At 70.3% G+C, this 21,299-nt stretch carries 17 protein-coding genes; 1 reads left to right on the top strand and 16 read right to left on the bottom strand.

Annotation, left to right across the window (positions count from 1 at the left end; translation table 11 throughout):
• Positions 1–6,776: amino acid adenylation domain-containing protein (locus ACFVJX_RS30195; protein ID WP_385746223.1), on the bottom strand; the 6,776-nt coding region annotated here is incomplete at its 3' end.
• A gap of 158 nt (positions 6,777–6,934) precedes the next feature.
• Here ACFVJX_RS30195 and ACFVJX_RS30190 point away from each other — a divergent pair.
• Positions 6,935–7,525 carry a hypothetical protein gene (locus tag ACFVJX_RS30190; protein ID WP_384123033.1) on the top strand — a complete coding sequence of 197 codons (591 nt, stop codon included), beginning with the start codon at positions 6,935–6,937 and terminating at the stop codon, positions 7,523–7,525.
• Here ACFVJX_RS30190 and ACFVJX_RS30185 read toward each other — a convergent pair.
• From ACFVJX_RS30185 to ACFVJX_RS30115, 15 genes are all read right to left on the bottom strand, one after another.
• A complete protein-coding gene (locus ACFVJX_RS30185) occupies positions 7,516–10,227 on the bottom strand; it encodes an amino acid adenylation domain-containing protein (RefSeq protein WP_384123031.1) in 2,712 nt (903 codons plus the stop codon). The two genes, ACFVJX_RS30190 and ACFVJX_RS30185, sit on opposite strands and share 10 nt — an antisense overlap.
• Before the next feature lie 39 nt (positions 10,228–10,266).
• Complete coding sequence (locus ACFVJX_RS30180) at positions 10,267–11,121, bottom strand: SDR family oxidoreductase (protein WP_384123062.1); 855 nt, start codon at positions 11,119–11,121, stop codon at positions 10,267–10,269.
• 32 nt (positions 11,122–11,153) lie between these two features.
• Entirely contained in the window at positions 11,154–11,849 is a 696-nt protein-coding gene (locus tag ACFVJX_RS30175) for a thioesterase II family protein (protein WP_384123030.1), read from the bottom strand.
• A 160-nt stretch (positions 11,850–12,009) separates the two neighbouring features.
• Positions 12,010–12,225, bottom strand: a complete 216-nt coding sequence (locus ACFVJX_RS30170; protein WP_384123028.1) for an MbtH family protein — start codon at positions 12,223–12,225, stop codon at positions 12,010–12,012.
• A gap of 3 nt (positions 12,226–12,228) precedes the next feature.
• Complete coding sequence (locus ACFVJX_RS30165; protein ID WP_384123026.1) at positions 12,229–12,870, bottom strand: 2-hydroxychromene-2-carboxylate isomerase; 642 nt, start codon at positions 12,868–12,870, stop codon at positions 12,229–12,231.
• Between the two features lie 82 nt (positions 12,871–12,952).
• Positions 12,953–13,699, bottom strand: coding sequence for a 3-oxoacyl-[acyl-carrier-protein] reductase (gene fabG / locus ACFVJX_RS30160; protein WP_384123024.1), 747 nt, complete (start codon positions 13,697–13,699; stop codon positions 12,953–12,955).
• Positions 13,700–13,722: 23 nt separating this feature from the next.
• A complete protein-coding gene (locus ACFVJX_RS30155; protein WP_384123022.1) occupies positions 13,723–14,208 on the bottom strand; it encodes a 3-hydroxyacyl-ACP dehydratase FabZ family protein in 486 nt (161 codons plus the stop codon).
• A complete protein-coding gene (locus ACFVJX_RS30150) occupies positions 14,205–14,609 on the bottom strand; it encodes a 3-hydroxyacyl-ACP dehydratase FabZ family protein (RefSeq protein ID WP_384123020.1) in 405 nt (134 codons plus the stop codon). Before ACFVJX_RS30150 ends, ACFVJX_RS30155 begins: the two co-directional genes overlap by 4 nt.
• A complete protein-coding gene (locus tag ACFVJX_RS30145) occupies positions 14,609–14,860 on the bottom strand; it encodes an acyl carrier protein (protein ID WP_384123018.1) in 252 nt (83 codons plus the stop codon). The genes ACFVJX_RS30150 and ACFVJX_RS30145 overlap by 1 nt, the downstream gene beginning before the upstream one ends.
• A gap of 36 nt (positions 14,861–14,896) precedes the next feature.
• The gene (locus ACFVJX_RS30140) at positions 14,897–16,009 is read right to left on the bottom strand and encodes a beta-ketoacyl synthase N-terminal-like domain-containing protein (RefSeq protein WP_384123017.1); all 1,113 of its coding nucleotides are present in this window, start codon (positions 16,007–16,009) and stop codon (positions 14,897–14,899) included.
• 158 nt (positions 16,010–16,167) lie between these two features.
• Positions 16,168–17,139 carry a hypothetical protein gene (locus ACFVJX_RS30135; RefSeq protein WP_384123015.1) on the bottom strand — a complete coding sequence of 324 codons (972 nt, stop codon included), beginning with the start codon at positions 17,137–17,139 and terminating at the stop codon, positions 16,168–16,170.
• Positions 17,136–17,957: an alpha/beta fold hydrolase gene (locus ACFVJX_RS30130; protein WP_384123013.1), complete on the bottom strand. Its 822-nt coding sequence runs from the start codon at positions 17,955–17,957 to the stop codon at positions 17,136–17,138. The genes ACFVJX_RS30135 and ACFVJX_RS30130 overlap by 4 nt, the downstream gene beginning before the upstream one ends.
• 26 nt (positions 17,958–17,983) lie before the next feature.
• Entirely contained in the window at positions 17,984–18,862 is an 879-nt protein-coding gene (locus ACFVJX_RS30125) for a beta-ketoacyl synthase N-terminal-like domain-containing protein (protein ID WP_384123011.1), read from the bottom strand.
• Positions 18,862–20,010 (bottom strand): beta-ketoacyl-[acyl-carrier-protein] synthase family protein, encoded by a 1,149-nt coding sequence (locus ACFVJX_RS30120; protein ID WP_384123009.1) that lies wholly within the window; start codon positions 20,008–20,010, stop codon positions 18,862–18,864. The genes ACFVJX_RS30125 and ACFVJX_RS30120 overlap by 1 nt, the downstream gene beginning before the upstream one ends.
• On the bottom strand, positions 20,007–21,269 hold the full coding sequence (locus ACFVJX_RS30115; protein ID WP_384123007.1) for a beta-ketoacyl-[acyl-carrier-protein] synthase family protein: 1,263 nt from the start codon (positions 21,267–21,269) through the stop codon (positions 20,007–20,009). The genes ACFVJX_RS30120 and ACFVJX_RS30115 overlap by 4 nt, the downstream gene beginning before the upstream one ends.
• Positions 21,270–21,299: the final 30 nt, after the last annotated feature.

Genomic DNA, 21,299 nt, shown 5'->3' with positions numbered 1-21,299 from the left:
GCCGCACCCGCCGCGAACGTCATCACCAACTCCAACACCGACGCATCAAAACTCGGCGACGCAAACTGCAACACCCGACTACCCGCACCCACCGCAAAACGCTCCACCTCAGCCAACGCAAACGACGCCAACCCCCCATGACCCACCACCACACCCTTGGGCCGCCCCGTCGAACCCGACGTATAAATCACATACGCCGGACTCAACCCCGAAACAACCACCCCCGGAGCCACCACCGGCAACTCCCCACCCAACACAGGCAACTCACGCAACACCACCACCGGAGACGCATCCTCAAGCATGAAAGCAACCCGGTCCTCCGGATAATCCGGATCCACCGGCAAATACGCCGCCCCCGCCTTCAACACCGCCAACTGCGCCACCACAATCTCCACAGACCGCGGCAACACCAACGCCACCACACACTCAGGACCCACACCCCGACCGATCAACCACCAAGCCAACCGATTCGCCCACTCCTCAACCTCCCCATACGACAACACCGACCCATCCACACCCACCACAGCAGGCGCCCCAGGACAACGCGCCACCGAAGCCTCGAACAACCCATGGAACGTCACCGGCACCACCGCACACTCACCACCAGCCCACTCCCCCAAAACCCGCCCACGCTCCACCACACCCAGCACATCCACCGCACCCACCCGCACACCCGGATCAGCAGCCACCACATCCAGCACCGACACCAAACGCCCCACCAACACCTCAACCGACCCCCGGTCAAACAAATCAACCGAGAACTCCACACTCCCCACCACACCAGCCACCGACTCCGCCAACGTGAACGACAGATCGAACTTCGCCGCGTCCAGACGCACGGGCTGGCGGCGGGCTTCGACACCGGGGAGAGCGAGGTCGGACGCCGGGATGTTCTGGAGCTGGAGGGAGACCTGGAAGAGCGGGTGGCGGGCCATGGAACGCTCGGGGTTGAGCGCCTCGACCAGCCGCTCGAAGGGCACGTCCTGATTGGCGTAGGCCGCCAGGTCCGTCTCCCGCACCCGCTCCAGGAGCTCACGGAACGTCGGGTCACCCGACACGTCCGTGCGCAGCACCAACGTGTTCACGAAGAAGCCGACCAGATCGTCCAGCGCCTCGTCCGTACGCCCAGCGACCGGCGAACCGATCGGAATGTCCTCGCCCGCTCCCAGGCTGTGCAGCAGCGTCGCGAGCGCGGCCTGGAAGACCATGAACAGGCTGGCGCCGGACTCCCGGGCGACCTGGGACAGGCGGGTGTGGAGCTCGGGGGGGACGGTGAAGTCGAGGGTGTCACCGCGATAGCTCATCTCGGCGGGGCGCGGCCGGTCCGTCGGCAGGGCCAGTGCCTCGGGCAGGTCGGCCAGCTGTCCCCGCCAGTAGTCCACCTGACGTGAGAGCTCACTCGCCGGGTCGTCCTCGTCACCGAGCACGTCCCGCTGCCACAACGTGTAGTCCGCGTACTGCACCGGCAGCGCGGCGAACTCGGGCACGCCACCGCCGAGCCGGGCCGCGTACGCCCCGGACAGGTCATCGGCCAGCGGTGCGAGCGACCACCCGTCGCTCGCGATGTGGTGCACGACGACCAGCAGGACGTGGTCGTCGGGCGCCAGGGTGAACAGGTGGGCGCGCAACGGGATCTCGCCCACCACGTCGAACCCCACGCCCGCCGCGGCGCTCAGCGCCTCGTCGAGCGCGTCGGGGTCGGTTCCGGCGAGATGCAGCCGGGGGCGGGCCGCCGGGTCGTCCACGTCGAGGATCAGCTGCCGCGGCCGGCCGTCGACGTCGGGGAACAGGGTGCGCAGCGCCTCGTGGCGCGCGGTCACGTCGGCGAGCGCGTCCGCCAGGGCGCCGGTATCCACGTGGCCGTCGAGCCGCAGGCACAGTCCCAGGTTGTAGGTGCCGCTCGGCCCCTCGAGGTGGCTGAGGAACCACAGGCGTCGCTGGGCGTGCGAGAGGGGGATCTCGGCCGGGCGCTCGCGTACGGTCAGCGCCTGCCGTGCCTGCTCCGCATCGCCGAGGCATCCGGCGAGGGCGGCGACGGTCGGTGCCTCGAACAGACTGCGGACGGTCAGCTCGACACCGAGGGCGGTCCTAATGCGACTGATGAGACGGGTGGCGAGGAGGGAATGGCCGCCGAGGTCGAAGAAACCGTCGTCGATGGTGACCGTTTCGAGGCCGAGCACATCGGCGAACAGCTCGCACAGCACGTTCTCCCGGTGGGTGCGCGGCGCGCGGCCGGAGCTGAGCCGGGTGAAATCGGGGGCGGGCAGCGCCCTGCGGTCCAGCTTGCCGTTGACGGTCACCGGCAGCCGGTCCAGCGTCAGGACGGCGACGGGCACCATGTAGTCCGGCAGGGCCGCGGCGACGTGCCCGCGCAGCTCGGCAGGATCGGCCGTGGGGCGGGACGGGTCGGCCGCGACGGTGTAGGCGACGAGCCGCCTGTCACCGGGACGGTCCTCACGCACGATCACGGCAGCCTGCGCGACGTCGTCGTGCGTGAGCAGCCGTGTCTCGACCTCGCCGAGCTCAATGCGGAAGCCACGGATCTTGACCTGGTCGTCCGCACGGCCGAGGTACTCCAGCTCGCCGTCCGCGCTCCAGCTCACGAGGTCACCGGTGCGGTACATGCGGGAGCCCGGAGCGCCGTACGGGTCGGCCACGAAGCGTTCCGCGGTGAGGGCGGCACGGTCGTGGTAGCCGCGGGCGAGTCCGGCGCCGGTGAGGTAGAGCTCTCCCGGGACGCCCGCGGGGACGGGGCTCAGACCGGCGTCGAGCACGTAGACCCGGGTGTTGGTGATGGGCCGGCCGATGGTGGGAGCCCCCGCGCCGGGGCTCAGGGGCGCGCTCATGGTGGCGCAGACGGTCGACTCGGTGGGGCCGTAGGCGTTGACCATCGTGCGGCCGGGGGCCCACCGGTCGACGAGCTCCGCCGAGCAGGCTTCTCCGGCGGTGACCAGGGTCATCGACGCGGGCAGCCGCGCCTCGCCCATGGCGGAGAGCACGACGGGGGGAAGGGTGGCGCACGTGATCCGCCGCTCGGCGAGCAGGTCTGCCAGCGGCCGCCCGGCGGCCAGCCGCTCGGCGGCCGCCACGACCAGCGTGGAGCCGTTCAGCAGCGTGCTCAGGATCTCCCACATCGACGCGTCGAAGCTGGGTGAAGAGAACTGGAGCACCCGGTGGCCATCGCCGCCGCCGAACCAGCGGCGGTGGGCGGCGGCCATGCTGGCGACCCCGGAGTGGCTGACGACGACGCCCTTGGGCAGCCCGGTGGAGCCGGAGGTGTAGATGACGTACGCGGCGTCCAGTGGCACGAGCCCGCTCACGCCGTAGCCGTCGGCGGGCAGTTCGGTCTCGTCGAGCAGCAGCTGCTCGGGTCCGTCACCGGGGAGCGCGCCACGCAGAGCGCTCGTGGTGATGACGAGGGCGGGGCGCGCGTCGCCGAGGATGTAGGCGATGCGGTCCGCGGGGTACGCGGGGTCCACGGGCACGTACGCGGCGCCGGCCTTCATGACGGCCAGCAGGGAGACGACCGTGTCGGCGGAGCGTCCCAGCGCTACCGCCACCGCACTGCCGCGGCGGACCCCTCGAGCGTGCAGGAGCCCGGCCAGGCGGGCGGCCCGTGCGTCGAGTTCGCGGTAGCTGTAGGACACATCGTCGGCGACGAGTGCGGTCGCGTCCGGTGCGGTGCGGACCTGCCCGGCGAACAGCTCGGGCACGGCGGCGTACGGAACGTCCCGAGCGGTGTCGTTCCAGCCGGTGAGCAGGGCCTCGCGCTCGGCTCGGGACAGGATGCCGACGGCCGCGACCCGGCCGTCCGGGTCCGCCGTGACCGCGTCGAGGAGCCGCAGGAAGCGCCGGCCGATACCGGTCGCGGTCGACTCGTCGAAGAGGTCGCGGGCGTACTCGATACGAACGTCGACGCCGGCCGGTTCTCCGGTGCCGGTGAAGCGCTCACCGAGCCGGAACGCCAGGTCGAACTTGGCGGTGTCCGTCTCCATCCCGCGCGAGGACGCGACGGTCCCCGGAAGGTCCAGTACCGGTGCCTCGTTGTCCTCCAGGGCAAGGGTGACCTGGGCCAGCGGGTGCCGGGCGAGCGAGCGGACCGGGTTGAGGATCTCCACCAGCCGCTCGAACGGCACGTCCTGGTTCGCGTACGCCGCGAGGTTCGCCGTCCGCACCCGCTCCACCAGCTCACGGAAGGACGGGTCACCCGACACGTCCGTCCGCAGCACCAGCGTGTTCACGAAGAAGCCGACCAGGTCGCCGAGCGCTTCGTCGGTCCGGCCGGCGATGACGGTGCCGACCGGGATGTCGTCACCGGCGCCGATCCGGTTCAGCAGCGCGGCGAGGGCCGCCTGCGCCACCATGAACACGCTCGCGCCGCTCTCCTGGGCGATGGCCCGCAGCCGTGCGTGGACGTCCGCTCCGAGCCGCAGCTCCGCCCTGCCGCCCTCGTGGGTCGCCACCGCGGGGCGCTGCCGGTCCACCGGCAGCGCGAGCTCCTCCGGGAGACCGGTCAGCGCGGTGCGCCAGTGCGCGATCTGCTGGGCGAGAAGGCTCTTCGCGTCCTGCTCGTCGCCGAGCAGTTCGCGCTGCCAGAGCGTGTAGTCGGCGTACTGCACGGGCAGCGGAGTGAACCGCGGCGCCGCACCGCCCAGCCGGGCGGTGTAGGCCGTGGACAGGTCGCGGGTGAACGGTGCCACCGACCAGCCGTCGCCCGCGATGTGGTGCACCACGATGAGCAGCACGTGGCGTTCGGCGCTCAGCGAGAACAGGTGTGCCCGCACGGGGACTTCGGTCGCGAGGTCGAATCCCCGGCGTGCCGCGGCGGCCAGTTCGTGCTCGATCTCGCTGTCGGCCGTGTCCGCGGTGACAAGTTCGGGCCGGGCGTCGTGCGGCGCGAGGACCAGCTGGTGCGGTTCGCCGTCGCGTACGGGAAACACGGTCCGCAGGCTCTCGTGCCGCGCCACCACGTCGGCCAGCGCCGCGCGCAGCGATTCGACGTCCGGGCGCCCGGCCAGCTCCACCGTCAGGCCGTCGTTGTAGGCAGCGGCACCACCGGTCTCCATCTGGTTCAGGAACCAGAGCCGGTTCTGGGCCGCCGAAAGCGGCAGCACCTGCGGCCTGGGCCGGGCCGTCAGCGCGGGCCGTGCGTCGGGGGCGAGGCCGAGCGCCGCCGCGAGTGTGGCGACGGTGGCGTTCTCGAACACCGTGCGCAGGGTCAGTTCCGCGTTGAGTTCGCGGCGGATCTGTCCTACCAACCGGGTCACCTGGAGCGAACTGCCGCCCAGGAGGAAGAAGTTGTCATCAACGGAGACGACGTCCTTGTCCAGCACCTCGGAGAACAGCCGGCACAGGGCCACCTCGTGCACGGTGCGCGGCGCGCGGTTCGCGGACGCGCTGGGGAGCTCCGGCTCCTTCGGCTCAGCGGTGCGCACGGGCAGAGCCATGATCTGCCCGGCATCGAGCGTGACCGAGTCCACCCGGGCGTCCGGGCCGGCCGAGCCGAACCGGTGCAGGAAGTCGAGGAAGGTCTCCTGGTAGGCGCGGAGCGCGTCGTCCTCGTACAGGTCCGGGTTGGCGTCGAAGTCGATCTGCAGCCCGGCGCCCGTACCGCGGTCGTAGACGTTGAAGGAGATGTCGTCCACGGGCCCGGTGGAGAGACTGTGCGCCTCGGCCCGGTGTCCGCCGAAGGTGACGTCGTAGTCGAACATCATGATGTTGACGTGCGGACCGACCAGCCGCCGTTCGTCGGCGAGCATCCCGAGGTCGTGCCGCAGGTCCTCGAACTGATAGCGCTGGTGCTTCATCGCCCCGCGCGTCTGGACGGACACCCGGTTCAGCAGCTCGCCCACCGTGATGTCGGGACGGACCTCGACGCGCAACGGCACCACGTTGGAGACCATGCCGGGGACACTCCGGCCGTTGCGGCCCAGACGGTTGGACACCGGCAGGCCGAGCACGATCTCCGGTGCGCCGGTCAGGTTCCGGAGCCATGCGGCCACAGCCGCGATCAACGCGGGCGGCCAGGTGACGGAGGCGTCGGAGGCCAGTTCGCGCAGCCGGTCGGTGGCCACGGGGGACAGCTGGGCGGTGAGCCTGGCCGGCGCACCTGCCGGGGCGGGCCGCTCGCCCGAGAGGCTGACCGGCTCCGGGCAGCCCTCGAGCCGGTCGATCCAGTAGGCGCGGTCCCGCTCGAAGAGCTCGGACCCCTGGTAGGCGGCCTTCTCGTCGAGGAGGATCGCCAGCGGGGCGAAGGGGGTCGGGGGCACGGTCTCGCCCGCCGCCAGCGCGGAGTACACCTCCGCCGTCCGCCGGGTGATCCTGTTCACGGTGAAACCGTCGACCAGCAGGTGGTGGTAGCGGTACAGCCAGAAGTAGTGGTTGTCGGAGAGCTTGAAGAGAGCGAAGAGGAAGAGCTGGTCGTGTGCGGGGTCCAGGGGCCTCGCGGCGTCCGCCGCCATCCAGGCGCGGGCCGCGCCGGACGGGTCGGGCTCGGTGCTGACGTCCACCACGTGCAGGTACTGGTCAAAGCTCTCTGCCGGAAGGATTCGGGCCACGGGGCCGCCGTCCGCCTCCGAGAAGCGCAGCCGCAGGGTCTCGGCCTCGACCACGACCTGGCGCACAGCCTCCTCGAACAGGCCCGCGTCCACCGGTCCCGCGATTTCGAGGAATTCACCGATGTTGAAGGTTGTGTTCTGCGGATTGAGCTGCTGCGCGTACCACACACCCGACTGGGCAGCGGTCAGCGGAAGAAGAGCGCCCCGTACGTCAGACACAACCACTCACCCTCGATGCAGTGATGAAAATCGAAACTTCCAAACATGACAACTTGCCCATGTCTAACAGTCCGCATTCGGCCGGGACAACGGCAGTTGCAGAAAGTTGCCATCCGCGCCCAAGTCCCCTCGCGGGCGCGCATGCTAGCGTCGCCAGCATGACCGGAGACAGGAAATCAGAGACCACGCTGCTCGATCACCACATGCCTGAATGGCATTTCCGTGAACATCACTGGGTTGCGGTTGACGCACCGCGCGACGAAGTGCTGCGAGCGGCCCAGGAGATTACCTGGCGAGAGGCTCCGGTAGCCCGATTCCTGTTGCTCTTCACGCGGAACCGGCTGCGCCCGGACGGCCGGGTACTCGAAGACTTCGCCATGGGCGGTGACACCGTACTCGCCCTGAACGACAACGAGTTCCTCTACGGCGGAATCGGTTCGCAGGCCGGCCCCGTGACCCCCGAGCAGCCCATGCACGAGGTGTTCCGGGACTATGCGGAACCAGGTTGCACCAAGGTCGGTTTCAATATGTTGTATTGCGACGGAAAATTGATGACCGAGACGCGGATCCTCGCAACGGATGAGAAGACCCGTCGCAGCTTCGGGCGGTACTGGACCGTGATACGAATCCCCAGTGGCGCCATCAGGATTGCTCTCCTGTCCGCAATCAAGCGTCGCGTCGACGGCGATCGAAAAGAATCCGCGGGCCGCTCGGACGAGCGGCCCGCAGACAGCAAGGATCAGGCCTGAGCTTCCCGGACCAGATCAATGAAGAGACCTGCGGTCGAGTTGCGGTAGAAGTCCTGGGTCGTCACCTTCGGCAAGCCTTGTTCACGCATTTCACGGAGAACCCGGATGACCAGCAAAGAGTTTCCTCCGAGTTCGAAGAAATTATCCTTCAGGGTGACCTCGCAGCTGAGCGCGTGTCCCCAGAGCCCCAGGACCTGTTCCGTGAGCCCGCCGGAATCGCCGTCGACCGCCCCCGGCCGCTCCTTCGCCCCGGCGCGCCCGGCCCCGGCCGCCGCTCCCTGCCGCCCCGGCTTCACGGCCACGGGCTCGGGCAGAGCAGCCGTGTCCACCTTGCCGTTGATGGTCAGCGGGATCGAATCGAGTTCGGTCACCGAGGCCGGGACCATGTACACGGGCAGGACTCCCCGCGCGTGGGCCAGCACATCGGTGGTGGGGGCGGCCGTGCGCAGCGTCACATAGGCGTCGATACGGGCGGTGGCCGGGTCACCGGGGATGTCGTGGTTGAGCACGGCCGCCGCGCCCGCTACCGCGGGGTGGCTGAGCAGCACGTTGCGGATCTCGTCCAGTTCGATGCGGTGACCGCGCACCTTGACCTGGCTGTCGAGCCGGCCGAGGTGGTCCAGGCTCCCGTCGGTGCGCAGTCTTCCGCGGTCACCGCTTCGGTAGATCCGGCCGCCGCCGTGCGGATCGGCGACGAAGCGCTCCGCGGTGAGGTCGGGCCGGCCGAGGTAGCAGGTGGCCACCCCGGCGCCACCGACGCAGATCTCCCCCGGGACACCGATCGGCAGGAGCCTGCCATGGGGGTCGCGCACCGAGAGGGACCAGCCGGGCAGCGCCGTGCCGACCTTGCGGCCGACGGCGAGGACGTCGGCGGGGGTCACGGTGTGCGCGGTCACGTGGACGGTGGTCTCCGTGATGCCGAACATGTTCACCAGCCGGCACTCCGTGTGGGAATGCCGGGTGAACCACGGAGCCAGCATGCGCACGTCCAGCGGTTCGCCGCCGAAGATGACCAGGCGCAGGGCGAGTTCGGTGCGCCGCTGCCGGTCCACCTCGACGACCTGGGCAAACGCGGACGGCGTCTGGTTCAGCACCGTGACGTGCTCCCGGACGAGCAGATCGTGAAAGAGGTCGGTGTCACGGGTCACCCAGTAGTCGACGACTACCAGACGGCCGCCGGTGAGCAGGCAGCCCCAGATCTCCCAGACCGAGAAGTCGAAGGCGCTCGAGTGGAACAGCGTCCACACGTCGTCCGCGCCGAGTCCGAAGTCGTCGCGCGTCGCCTCCAGCAGGGCGGCGACGTTGCGGTGGGGCACCACGACGCCCTTGGGCCGACCGGTCGACCCGGAGGTGTAGATGACGTAGGCGGCGGACGAACCGTCCTCCTGAACGAGCGGAGCACTGCCGCCGTCGCCCAGGGCGCGTATTTCGCCGGGGGTGACGACCCGTACTCCGTCGATGTCGGGGAACGACTCGTCGGCGCCGTCGACGACGACGAGACGTGTACCGGCGTCCGCCACCGTGTTGCGCAGCCTCTCCTGCGGGTAACGCAGGTCCATGGGCACGTAGGCGCAGCCCGCCTTGAGGATGCCGAGCAGGGTGACCACCAGGTCGGCGTTGCGCTCCAGGGCGACGCCGATCAGGCTGCCGGGCACGACACCGAGGGCGGTGAGGCCGGCCGCCGTCCGCTCGCCCAGCGCGTCGAGCTCCGCGTAGGTGAGGGCGGTGCTGCCCGCCGTGACCGCGATCGCGTCCGGGCATGAGCGGACGACGTCGGCGAAGAGTCCGTGCAGTGTGCGGCCGGCTGCCTCGGCGCTGCCCGTGGAAGGGGTGGCACCGAGCCGCAGCACGGACCGTGCCTCGTCCTGCGGCATGAGTTCCACGGCATCCAGGGTGCGCCCGGGATCGGCCGCCAACTGGGCTGCGACATGGGCGACATGGCCCGCGAAGCGTTCAGCGACGACCGGGGCGAGCGCGCCGAGGTCATGGCGCAGCACTCCCTCGGCGCTGCCGTCCTCGTGCAGCAGGAAGTGGAGCTCGGCGGGTTCCGTCGGGGCGAGGGACGGCAGCCGCCGCTCACCCGTCCTCGCGGCGTCGACGTGCAGACCAACACCCGGCAGGGCCACGGCTTCCGCTCCTCGCAGCCGGGCGAGGAAGTCTCCGGCGCTCCGGGCCTCGTCCACCGGCCGGCCGGTGCCGATGCGGGCAAGGACCAGCTGGACCGCCCCGGTGAGCAGCGCCTCGTCGGCGACCACGGCGCGGGACAGCGGCACGGGCACCTCCGCGACCCGGCCCGCTCGGGCCGGGTCGCCCAGGCCCCACTCCACAGGTGTCGGGTCCTCGCGCGGCAGCGTGGCGCTGTCGTTCCGGCCGAAGGTGAAGCGGGGTTCGTCGAAGGTGAGTTCGTGCCGGGCCACCAGGACGAGGTCGGCGTCTCCGCCCGCGTAGCGCACGAGTACGGCACGCATCGGCGGGCCCCCGGCGCGCACCGGCCGTCGGGCCTCCACGGCGATGCGGTGCCTGGCGGCCGGGTGACCGGCGTCGAAGGGGAGCGTCTCCTCCCACAGCCGGATGCGGTCAGCCGTCTGCGGCCAGGATCCGGCCGCCCCGGCACACAGTCGGCGCAGGATCTCTGCGGCATCGACCGGGGCCGGCACCCGGACCACCAGGCTGTGGCAGGCCTTGGCCTGACTTCTCGACATGGCGGGGCTCCTGAAGCAGTGCATGGTGTGTGGGTGCGGTCAGCGGGCGCTGAAGCCGCCGTCGACGGTGAGCGCGGACCCGGTGACCTGCCGGGAGTCGTCCCCGGCGAGCCAGACGGCCGCACCCGCGATGTCCTGGGGCTCGATGAGGGAGTTCATCGGCTGGGACTGCACGAAGATCTCCTCGTGCTCGTCGACGTCGACTTCGAGAGAGCGCGCGATCTCGGCGAGCATCCGGCCCTCGTTGAGCGGGTCGTCGCGTACGGAACCCGGACACAGGGCGTTGACCCGGACCCGGAACGGCGCGTAGTCGAGAGCGGCGGCCTTGGTCAGGCCGACCAGCCCGTGCTTCGCGGCGACGTAGCCGGCGAAGTGGCGGTAACCGACGAGACCCGCGGTGGAGGCCACGTTGATGACGCTGCCGGACCGCTGCTCCACCATGGACGGCACCACGGCCTTCATCATCCGCCAGGCACCGGTGAGGTCGATGCCCACCATCAGCTCCCACTCGTCCTCGGCGATCTCGTGCACGGCCTTGCCCGAAGGAGCCGCGATACCTGCGTTGTTGAGCAGGACGTCCACCGTCGCGAACCGCTCCAGCGCCTGCCGGACCGCCCCCTCGACGTCCTTCGGCCGCCGCACATCGGCGAGGACGGTGACGACGGCGGCGCCCTGCCGCCGGCAGAGCTGCGCCGTGTGCTCCAGCTGGGCCCGGGAGCCCAGCGGGTACGGGACCCCGGGCAGGTCCGCGCCGACGTCGACGAGGACCAGGTCGGCGCCCTCCTGCGCGAACCGCACCGCGCAGGCCCTGCCGAGCCCGCGTGCCGCCCCCGTGACGACAGCGGTCTTGCCCTGCAGCAGCGCGCGCCGTTCCTGGTCGCCGGTGTCTGTCAGGGCCGAAAGACCGTGGGGAGGGCCGAAGGCCGTCACGACTGCCGCGCCGCGGCCACGGCGTCGACGATCGGGAGCGGTGAGCCGATCAGGTACATGTGTCCGCCGTCCGGCTCCACCAGGTGAAAGGCGCCGGTGGTGGCGTGCCGCCACTCCTCGGCCTGCTCACGGGTGACCAGCGCGTCCCCGGTGGCGCGGAGGGAGGTGACGGGGATACTCAGCCGCTCCTCGGAGACGGGCTTGTAGTTCTCGTGCATCTCCACGTCGGCGCGCAGGATCGGCAGCAGCAGTTCCCGCATGTCCGGGTCGGCCAGCGCCTCGTGCTCGTATCCGGCGAACTCCTGGACCCGGGCGAGGAACTCCTCCTCCGGCAGCCCGGTCGCCCGCGCGCTGCGACCGGTCCAGGGCCCCGGAGAACCGCTGACGAAGAGGTGGGTCAGCTCGACGGCGGGGTCCCGCTCCAGCCGACGGGCGAGCTCATAGGCGAGTACGGCCCCGAGGCTGTGTCCGAACAGGGCGATCGGGCCGTCGCCGGCCAGCCCGGCGATCCGGGGTGCCAGCGTGTCGGCGGCCACGACCACGTCCAGGAACGGCTCCTCGATGAACCGTTCCTCGCGGCCCGGGAGCTGAAGGGGCACGATGCGCGGAGCGTGGTCGGGCAGGTCTTTCCAGGCGCGGTAGAAACCGGCGCCGCCTCCGGCGAAGGGGAGGCACACCAGTGCATGGGTCATGAGCGCAATCGCTTTCTGAAAGGGTGCCGCTTCCCTCGGTGCGGCGTGGTAGCCACGGCCGCGGCGGCGTCAGTGCCACCGTCACACCGGCGGGGTAATCGGGCAACGGGCGTTGCACATAGTTGCCAACGCCCGTTGCCGACCCGCACGAGAGGGACGGTCAGGCGGCGTCCATGGCGACAGCCAGCGACCTGGGCCGCATGTCCGTCCAGTTCTCGTTGATGTGGTCCAGGCAGGCCTGACGGCTGTCCTCCCCGTGTACCACGGTCCAGCCCGCCGGAACCTCGGCGAAGGCCGGCCACAGCGAGTGCTGGTTCTCCTCGTTGACGAGGACGAAGTAGCGGGCGTCGTCGTTCTCGAAGGGGTTCGTGGCCATGATTCAGTCTTCCTTCACTGTCTGTCGGTCGAAGTGGGCACGGGCCGTACCGACGAAGTCGGAAAGCCGGTCCACGCCCCAGAACTTGTCGAATCCACTGATGAAGAACGGCACCCCGAAGACTCCGTCGCGGTCCAGTGAGCCCAGGGCCGCGAGGCCGCGCTCGCGGATGCGCGGGTTCTCGTGCGCACCGGTGAGCGCGTCGGGGTCGATGCCGAGCGTCTTGCCGATGCGGTGCATCGTGTCGAGGTCGCTGATGTCGTCGCCCAGCTCCCACCGCGCGCGGTAGGTCTCGGCGATGAACTCCCGCCCCGCTCCGAGCTCGTCCGCCGCCAGGTAGGCGAGGTGTGCCACCTCCCAGCGCGGATCGGGGTCCTGGGGCCACACCATCTGCAGGCCCCGGGACCTGGCCAGCCTCCGGACGTCCTGAAGGATGTAGAGGTGCTTCTCCTTGGACATCGCCACGTAGGGAAGGGTGATGTCGTTGCGTTCCAGGTGGATGCGGGCGTCCTCGTCCGGTTCCCAGAAGGGCAGCCATTCGATCCGGTCCGCAACGTCCGCATGGTCGCTGGTCAGATCCCGGTAGGCCATCCAGGAGTACGGGCTGCGGAAGGAGAAGTACCAGCGTGGTCCGCGTCGTGCCATCACCGCTCCAAAGGGGGTCGTGGGTGGTCCGGACCGGCCGGCACACAGGACGCGGCATCGCGGGTCCGGGTGCCGGGCGGCCTCAGATGGTGATTCCGCCGTCGATCTGGAGCACTGCTCCGGTGATGTAGGCGGCCCGGTCCGAGACGAGGTAGGCGACGAGGTCGGCCACCTCTTCCGCCGTGCCCATGCGGCGGAGCGGAATGGAGGAGAGCGCCTCCTTGCGGGCCTTGTCGTTCATCGCGGCCACCATGTCGGTCTCGATGAAACCGGGGGCGACCGCGTTGACCCTGATGTTGGACCGGCCCGTCTCCTTGGCCAGGGCCCGGGAGAAACCGATGATCCCGGCCTTGGAGGCGGAGTAGTTGGTCTGGCTCGCGTGCCCGTACACGCCCGCGACGGAGGAGATGTTCACGATCGCTCCGGCGCGGCGCTTCATCATGCCGAAGGCGACGGACCGGCAGACGTGGTAGACGCCGTCCAGGTTGGTGTCGATGACCTGGTGCCACTGCTCGTCCTCCATCAGGACCAGCGGGTTGTCACGCGTGATGCCGGCGGCCGTGACGGCCGCGTCGATCTGCCCGAACTCCTCCTCGGTGGAGGCGATCCAGGCCCGGACGGCCCCGGCGTCGGCGACGTCGACCCGGCTTCCCCGCACGCGCACACCGGAGTCGGCCAGCTCCTTCTCCAGCGTGCGGGCCGACTCCTCGTCCGAGCGGTAGCAGAAGGCGATGTCGAATCCGTCGCGGGCCAGCGCGTGAACCGTGGCTCGGCCGATGCCGCGCGAGCCACCGGTGACCAGTGCCGCCCGGTTCGTGGTGTCTGCCATGTTGTTCTCCGTGAGTGTGCGCATCAGGTGGCCAGGGCACCGGGGCGCAGGGCCTCGGCAGGGCGGAAGGCCATGGCGATCCGGCCGACGGTCATCACCGTCTCGCCGGCGGATCGGGTCTCGCCCTCGAACAGAACGGTGTCGTCGATCCGGCGGCTGAGCAGGACCCGGTGTTCCAGTACCTCGCCCGGCAGCACGGGCCGGTGGAACTCGACACCGGTCATGGACCCGAAGAGCATCACCTGCCCGTCCAGGACGTCGGGGTTGGGGTCGTCCCAGGTGGCGAGCGCTCCCGCCGACTGGCACCAGGACTCCACCAGAAGCGACTTCGGGTAGGCGAAGTCCTCCTCCGGGGAGTCCGGGCCGAGCTTCTCGTACCAGGGCTCGTTGCAGGTGACCGCCTTGAGCGCGGTCAGCCGCTCACCGGGTACGACATCGACGACCCGGTCGACGAGGAGCATCGGGAACCGGTGCGGAAGCCGTGCCCGGATATCCCGCTGGCCGATCACGCGGCCACCTCCGGTGCCGGGACGCGCGGGCGGTAGCGCAGTCGTACCGACGCCGCTTCACCGCGCGAGGTGGCGAGCTTCGCCCGGCACTGCCACTCACCGGCGGGGGTCCGCTTCCAGCCCATGGAGATGTCCACCTGGTCGCCGGGGAAGACCGGCCCGGTGAACCGGGTGGACTCCACAGCCGCCAGCTCGCTGTCCTTCGAGTCCCCGGGTGCCGTGGCGAGAGCCGCGAGGTGGGTGCACTCGACCAGGCAGACGCCGGGGAAGATCGGAAACCCCGGGTAGTGGCCGGGCAGCACCCGCTCGCCGTCCTCGACGGTGAAGCGGGCGGCGGTGTGGGACTCGTCAGTGGCGGGGAGCACCTCGACCAGTCCCGCGAGCGGGGAGGCGGCGGGCATCAGGCCGGCCGCCCGGCCGCGTCGAGTTTGCCGAGCAGCAGGTCGTAGGCGCTCTGCAGGGTGACGATCCGCTTGAGCTCGGACTCCGGCAGCTTGATGCCGTACTTCTTCTCCAGCACGACCACGACCTCTAGCGCCATGAGCGAGTCGACCTCGAGGTCGTCGACGAACTTGGCGTCATCGGTGATCTCGGAGACGTCGACGTCCAGCACCTGCGCCACGAGAGCACGCAGTTCTTCCTTGTCCAACACGGGTGTCGTTCCTTCCATCAGCTGTGAATGAGGGGGTCAGCGCAGGCCGAGCAGGGCGCAGCCGACGGTGCCGGTGCGGTCCACGGAGGTGAGCACGCCGACCCGGCCGGCCGCCGTGCCGGGGTGGTCCGACGCGTACGACAGCAGCGCCGCGGCCTGGAACGCCGCCGCGGCCGCGCCGGTGTCGCCGATCAGCCCGGTGGGCATGAGGTCGGCGTGCTCGGCCGCGCCGAAGACCTCGGCCACGGCGTCGGTCTCCCCGCGGCCCGCGCGCCCGGGGGCTCCGGAGCGGGCGACCGCCACCACCTGACCGGTCTCGACGCCGGCCCGGCGCAGCGCGGAGCGCAGGCAGGACACCAGGGCTGAGCGGGTGTCGCCGCCCTGAACGACGCCGAGTTCGACGGCGAGGACCTCGGCCAGTACCGGCTGCTCGGTACCGGCAGGGGCCTGCGGCTCGACCAGGAGCATGGCGCAGCCCTCGCCGAGCGGGGCGCCCGTGGCGCTGTCGCCCTCATCACCGGACCGGCGCTCCAGCCACGCACGGGCCTGCGAGAACTCCTCGGCCGCTCCGCACAGCACGGTACGGGCGCGGCCGGAGGCGAGCAGCCTGCGCGAGTAGTTGAGGGCGTGCAGGCCGGCGGTGCGGCCGCCCGCGATGGTCGCGTTGGGGCCCTTGAGCTGGTACCAGATGGCGCTCTGACCCGCGGCGCAGTTCATCACGGTGTTGGGGAAGCGTGCCGGGTCGACGAAGAACGGCTGGTCGCCGGTGAGCGACTCCCTGGTGAAGTCCATCATGGACTGGGCGCTGCCGGTGGTGGTGCCGAGTGCGAACGCGGCGCCCTCGCCGGTGCCGACCGCACGGTTGCGGTCGTCGTCGTCGAGCAGGGCGCCGACGGCCGTGACGGTCAGACCGGTGACCCGGTCCATGGACCGGGTCCCCTTCTTGCCCAGCACCTGACGAACATCGAACCCGGGCACCACGCATCCGGTGCCGTCGGGGAGCTCGCCGTACTCCGTGCCGAGATCCGCCACGGTAGGACGCCGGTCGCGCAGGCCCTCGGCGAACGCCTCCCTGCCGATGCCGTACGACGACACCGCCGACCATGCGGTGATCACCGGGCGTCCGACGCAGGTGGTGAGTGTGGGCATGTCCGTCGTTTCCTTCCGCTGTTCAAGCTTGCCGAGCTCGACGAGCTCGCGAAGTCACGTCCGTGTGGACGCTGTTGGCGCGAAACCGGGGCTTGGCTCTCCCCGCGAAGTCCGGGAGGAACGGCCTGGGCAGGCCGCCGACTGCCCAGGCCGCTGTGTCATGCCTGCGCAGCGGTGCCGTTGATCGCGTCGAGTACACGCTGGTCGAAGTTGACCAGGCTCCAGTCGAGGCGGTTGGCGATGGCCGCGTAGCCGTGCACGATCCGGCCGGTGGCCGTCTTGACCAGCTTGCCCTCGCGCAGGACGTAGAAGTCCATGCGCGAGGTGTAGGTGAAGTCCTTGAAGACCTCCTCGACGGTGTAGACCGTGTAGAGGTCCTCCTCCATCAGTGCCTCGTCGAGGATGCGGATGTCGGAGCGGGGCACGACCGGGATCCAGCGACGGTCGTCGAGCAGGGTCTTGATGGAGATCCCCCGGTCGGCGACGAAGCGGTCCTTGCCCTCCTCCATCAGCCGCAGGTAACCGGACATCTGGATGCGCTCGGTGAAGTGGCAGTACGGGTAAGGGATGTTCCACTTCCAGGCGTACGCGTTCTGCCCGGCGGTGAGCGAGGCGAGGATCTCCTCCTCGGCGGGGGCAGCGGCGGCCGTACCGCGTTCCAGGTCGTCGCCCAGGGTCTCGACGGCGAACCGGGCGAGCTGCTCGGGGACCTCACCGGCCGCCTCGAGGTAGGTGTCGACGCGCAGCGAGACACGGACCTTGGAGGTCACGGCCTTCTGGATCTCACCATCGCGCTCGAACTGGATGACGACCTTGAAGCCGATGGTGGCGTCGTCGTCCTTCGTCCACGGGACGACCTCGGCGTCGGCGATGTCGTCCATGTGGAAGGCATGCAGGATCCGGCTGTCGATGGAGACGATGTCGAGGCCGAGGCCGTGCTGCTCGTAGAGAGCGCGCGCGGGCAGCCCGGCCTGCCGGAAGTGGTCCAGCACGGCTTCTTCGACGAGGTAGTTGACGTGCTTGAAGCCGATCCAGGTGCAGATGTTGGAGCCCTCGTAGCGAGGGCGCACCGGGGTGTTCGTAGTGGTGTCGAGAAGCGCCTTGACGGCGGTGTCGGTGACGAGAGTCATCGCTGGAGCTCCATGGCGTTGAGAGGGACGGTCCCGCCCTGTGGGGCGGCGCCCTCGGTCGGGTTGACGAAGTCCCTTACCGCGGCCGCGAACTGCTCGGCGGCCTCGAACATCGGGAAGTGCCCGCAGTCGGGCAGGACGCGGGAGACCGCGTCCGGTAGTGCGCCGGCGAGAGCCACGCCCTCCTGTGGAGGAGCAGCGAAGTCCCGTTCGCCGCCGAGGACCAGAGTGGGGAGGGTGATGCGGTCGGTCCGCAGCGTCGGCGTGCGCAGATAGAGATCGAAGAAGCTGAACCAGCCGTAGGGCCCGACCCGGTCGCGTACGCGCCGGCCCATGGCTTCCTGCAGGTCGGCGGGGAACCGGCCGCCCGAGTGGACCCGGATCCCTTCTTCCATGATCAGGTGGAAGTCGTTGAGGTAGTAACTGATGGTGTCCCAGTCGAACGCTTCGGCGCGGCCGCGGTAGAACGGCGAGACGAGGACGAGCGACCGGATGCCGAACCGGCGCGGTGCGTCGACGCCGCCCCGGTACTTCTGGTCGAGCAGGTCCAGCAGCACGTTCGCGGCCATCGAGTGCGCCACGACGACCGCGGGCCCGCCGGGCACCGCTTCCAGTGCCTCGGCGAGCCATCCCATGAGGTCGGGCTTTTCACCCCAGTCGGCGATGGCCTCCGTGCGCCACGGCATCCGGGCGGTCCACAGCTCGCAGTCGTCCGCGAGCAGTGGCAGGGTGCGTTCCCAGACGCTGTCGTTGGCGGCGAGGCCGTGCAGCAGCAGCACCCGGGGGCCGGGGCCCTCGGTGTGCTGCTGCACGGACACGGGCCGTGGATCGTCACCGGTGGACATCACGCCGGCTCGGGCGCCATGAGCAGCAGATCGGCGCACGCGTCGTCCGCGGCGGTGCCGGCGAAGGCGTGGACCGGCCCCTGCTCGCCCGAGTCGAACCAGCCGACGGCCGCGGCGCACTGGATGACTCCGTGTGCGCCCGAGGCGCGCCCGAGGTGCTCGGGCAGCTCCCAGCGTCGTCCGCGGGCCGGCCTGACCGGGCCACCCCTTCTGGTGTACGGGCCGAGGACCGCGCGTACGGTCGCCGACCGTTCCTCAGCGGCCTTCCGGGACTCCAGCACGACTGCCGCACCACCATCCACGGCCCTGGCACCGCCGAGGAGTCTGCGCACCACGTCGTTGTCGGGCTCGACACCGATCACCAGGGCCCGCTCGGCCCGTCCGGCCCGGATCATCGTGACAGCCCAGTGAACGGCGTCCAGACCGGACGTCTCGCCGTTGCAGACCATCAGGTTGGGTCCGCGCAACCCGTAACGGATGGCCGCGGACGAGGCGATGACGTTGCTGGACGCGTTGGGGAGGTCCATCGGGCTGGTCGCCGTGACGGTCTCCTCCCGGATGGTGTCCAGGGCCCGGACCACGGTGTCGAGATTGCCGAAGTTGGAGCTGACGATCACAGCCACGCCGGAGGGCTCGCAGGTGAGCCCGTCGACGCCGAGCAGACCGGCGTCCTTCAGGGCCGCCGCGGTCAGGCAGTAGCCCAGCTGGGTCGCCCGGTCCTTGTAGCGGAGCCCCTTGCGGCCGACGAGCTCGGCCGGCTCGACCGGCGTGCCGCCCGCGGCCGGACCGTCGGCGAGCGCCCGTACGGTGTCGGCTCCGGGCAGCAGCACGGCGGCGCCGGAGACCACCACGGTGGTCTCGGTGCTCTGCGCGGTCATCAGGGACCTTCCACTATGGCGACGGCGTTGATACCGCCGAATCCGAAGGCGTTCAGCTGCGCCACGTTCAACTGCCGGGAGACGGCCGGCTCCCCGGTGACGAAGCGGAAGCGTGCGGCCTCGTCGACCGGGTCCTCCAGGCCGACGGTCGGTGGTACCCGTCCCTCGTTGAGTGCCCGGATGCCCACGATCAGGTTGATCAGACCGGACGCCCCCGAGGTGTGCCCGGTCATGGACTTCACCGCGGTCATCAGGGGCCCGGCGGCGTATTCGCCCAGCACGTCGGCGAGCGCGGCGGCCTCCGCCTCGTCGTTGAGCAGAGTGCCGGTGCCATGCAGCATCACCAGGTCGACGTCGGACGGCTTGGTGCCGGCGAGCCGGTGCGCGGCGCGCATGGCTTCGGCGATGCCCTCGGGGGAGGGAGCCGTGACGTGGTAGGCGTCGCAGTTGACGGCGACCCCACGCAGCCCGCCGTACACCCGGGGCGCGCCTGCCCCGTCGCGGCGCAGCACTATCGCCGCGGCACCGTCGCCCATCAGCACGCCGGTGCGGTTGCGGTCGAAGGGCCGCACCCGTTCCGGTGGCTGCGGGTGCACGCGCTCCAGGAGCCCGTACATGGACTCCGTCAGCACGTCGACGCCCGCGACGATCACGGTCTCGGGCGCGTCGTCGCCCTCCTGGTCCAGCAGGTCCGAAGCGAGCGCCAGGGCGTACAGCGAGGCGGAACACGCGTTGGAGAAGGTGTGGGTGACATCGGCGTTGAAGCGTTCGCGAAGAGCGGTGCCGAAGTGGAGACCGGCGTCGGCGAACGGGGTGCCCTCACGCCACCAGAGCTCGAGGGAGCGCAGCTCCCGCAGACCGGTCCCGATCAGCACGGGGATGCCGCTGAGGTCCTCACCGAGCCCCGCGTCCGCGGCGGCCTGGCCTACGGCGTCCAGCAGGAGTTCGCCGGCTCTGTGGGGTACGTCCTGGCCGGGGACGGGTCTGTTGTCGACCTCGTACGCGTGTTGCGCACGAAACCGGGTGCGGTCGAACCCGCGGAGCTCGGCCCGGCCGGTGCGGCCCTGGCACAGGCTCTCGAAGAGTTCGTCGACGCCGGAGCCGGTAGCGGCCACGACGCCCATCCCGACGATGGGGCGGATCGTCATGACGCCTCCCTGGTTGCGTCGTACCGGCCGAGGAGGACCGCCGCGTTGTTGCCGCCGAACGCGAGACCGTTGTTCTGCACGATCCTCAGGTCGGCCTCGACCGCCTCGTTCGGGACACAGTCGACGTCGCACTCGGGATCGGTGGTGACGTGGTTGATGGTGGGCGGTATGAACCGGTTCTGGATGGCCAGGGCACAGCCGATGGCACCCAGGGCGCTGGCGGCGCCCATGGAGTGCCCGAGCATCGACTTCATGGAGACGGTGCGCGGTGGTGAGTCCCCGAAGACCTGGCGAATGGCGCCGGCCTCCGTGATGTCGTTGGCCTTGGTACCGGTGCCGTGCGCGGAGATGAGGTCCACCTCGTGCGGTTTGACGCCGGCGTTCTCCAGGGCGAGGCGCATCAGTTCCGCGACGCTGTCCCGGTCGGGCGCGACCTGGTGGTGGGCGTCGCAGTTGAGGCCGTAACCCAGCACCTCGGCATAGATGGTGGCGCCGCGTTCCAGCGCCGAGTCGAGGCGTTCCAGCACGAGGATCCCGGCGCCCTCGCCGGTGAGGATGCCCTTGCGGTCCACGTCGAAGGGCTGGCAGCGGTCCGGGGCTATGGTGCCGAGCCGGTAGAAGCCGGTGAAGGTCTTGCGGCACATCGCGTCCGCGCCGCCGCAGAAGGCGAACTCGGCCTCTCCCGAACTGACCACGTCGAAGCCGTAGCCGATGGCGTAGTTGCCCGCGGAGCAGGCCGTCGGAATGGTGAGCGCCTCCACGTCGGTGAGGCCGAGCTCCTGGGCGACGGCCACCGAGAGCCGGCCGGCCGGAACTCGTCGTGCGGCAACGGGGTCGAACGCACCCGTCCCGTCGGCCAGTTCCGAAGCGACCATCTGATCGAGATCGTAGCTCTCCCCATCGGTGGTACCGATGGAGACCAGTCCACGACGGCTGCGCAGCTCCGTCAGGTCCAGTCCCGAGTCCTCCAGAGCCATCCGGGCCGCCGCCGCCGAGAACTGCGCGGCCCTGCCGAGCTGTTCCACGTCGAGCGCGCTGATCCAGTCGCGTGGTTCGAAATCGGTGATCTCGCACCCGTTCGCGTGGGCGAAGCCCTCGGTGTCGAACACCGATATGGGGCGTGCCCCGCTGCGCCCTTCCCTGAGCCCCTGGAGGAACTCCTTCGCACCCAGCCCGATGCTGGACACCACACCGAGCCCCGTGAGGACGACCCGGTGCCGTTCCGGTCCGGCCTGGCCGGTGCCTTGCACAGCCGTCATGCCAACCTCCCAATCGACGCCGTCGGACCG

The organism is Streptomyces sp. NPDC127177, from assembly GCF_042672475.1.
Lineage (GTDB): Bacteria > Actinomycetota > Actinomycetes > Streptomycetales > Streptomycetaceae > Streptomyces.
The sequence above is the reverse complement of the archived record's forward strand: the minus strand, read 5'-3'. Positions and strand labels throughout refer to the sequence as shown.

Coding starts and splice junctions, on each gene's coding strand:
- ACFVJX_RS30190 (WP_384123033.1), top strand. CDS start 6,935: ATGACCGGAGACAGGAAATCAGAGACCACGCTGCTCGATCACCACATG.
- ACFVJX_RS30185 (WP_384123031.1), bottom strand. CDS start 10,227: ATGTCGAGAAGTCAGGCCAAGGCCTGCCACAGCCTGGTGGTCCGGGTG.
- ACFVJX_RS30175 (WP_384123030.1), bottom strand. CDS start 11,849: ATGACCCATGCACTGGTGTGCCTCCCCTTCGCCGGAGGCGGCGCCGGT.
- ACFVJX_RS30170 (WP_384123028.1), bottom strand. CDS start 12,225: ATGGCCACGAACCCCTTCGAGAACGACGACGCCCGCTACTTCGTCCTC.
- ACFVJX_RS30165 (WP_384123026.1), bottom strand. CDS start 12,870: ATGGCACGACGCGGACCACGCTGGTACTTCTCCTTCCGCAGCCCGTAC.
- fabG (WP_384123024.1), bottom strand. CDS start 13,699: ATGGCAGACACCACGAACCGGGCGGCACTGGTCACCGGTGGCTCGCGC.
- ACFVJX_RS30150 (WP_384123020.1), bottom strand. CDS start 14,609: ATGCCCGCCGCCTCCCCGCTCGCGGGACTGGTCGAGGTGCTCCCCGCC.
- ACFVJX_RS30140 (WP_384123017.1), bottom strand. CDS start 16,009: ATGCCCACACTCACCACCTGCGTCGGACGCCCGGTGATCACCGCATGG.
- ACFVJX_RS30135 (WP_384123015.1), bottom strand. CDS start 17,139: ATGACTCTCGTCACCGACACCGCCGTCAAGGCGCTTCTCGACACCACT.
- ACFVJX_RS30125 (WP_384123011.1), bottom strand. CDS start 18,862: ATGACCGCGCAGAGCACCGAGACCACCGTGGTGGTCTCCGGCGCCGCC.
- ACFVJX_RS30120 (WP_384123009.1), bottom strand. CDS start 20,010: ATGACGATCCGCCCCATCGTCGGGATGGGCGTCGTGGCCGCTACCGGC.
- ACFVJX_RS30115 (WP_384123007.1), bottom strand. CDS start 21,269: ATGACGGCTGTGCAAGGCACCGGCCAGGCCGGACCGGAACGGCACCGG.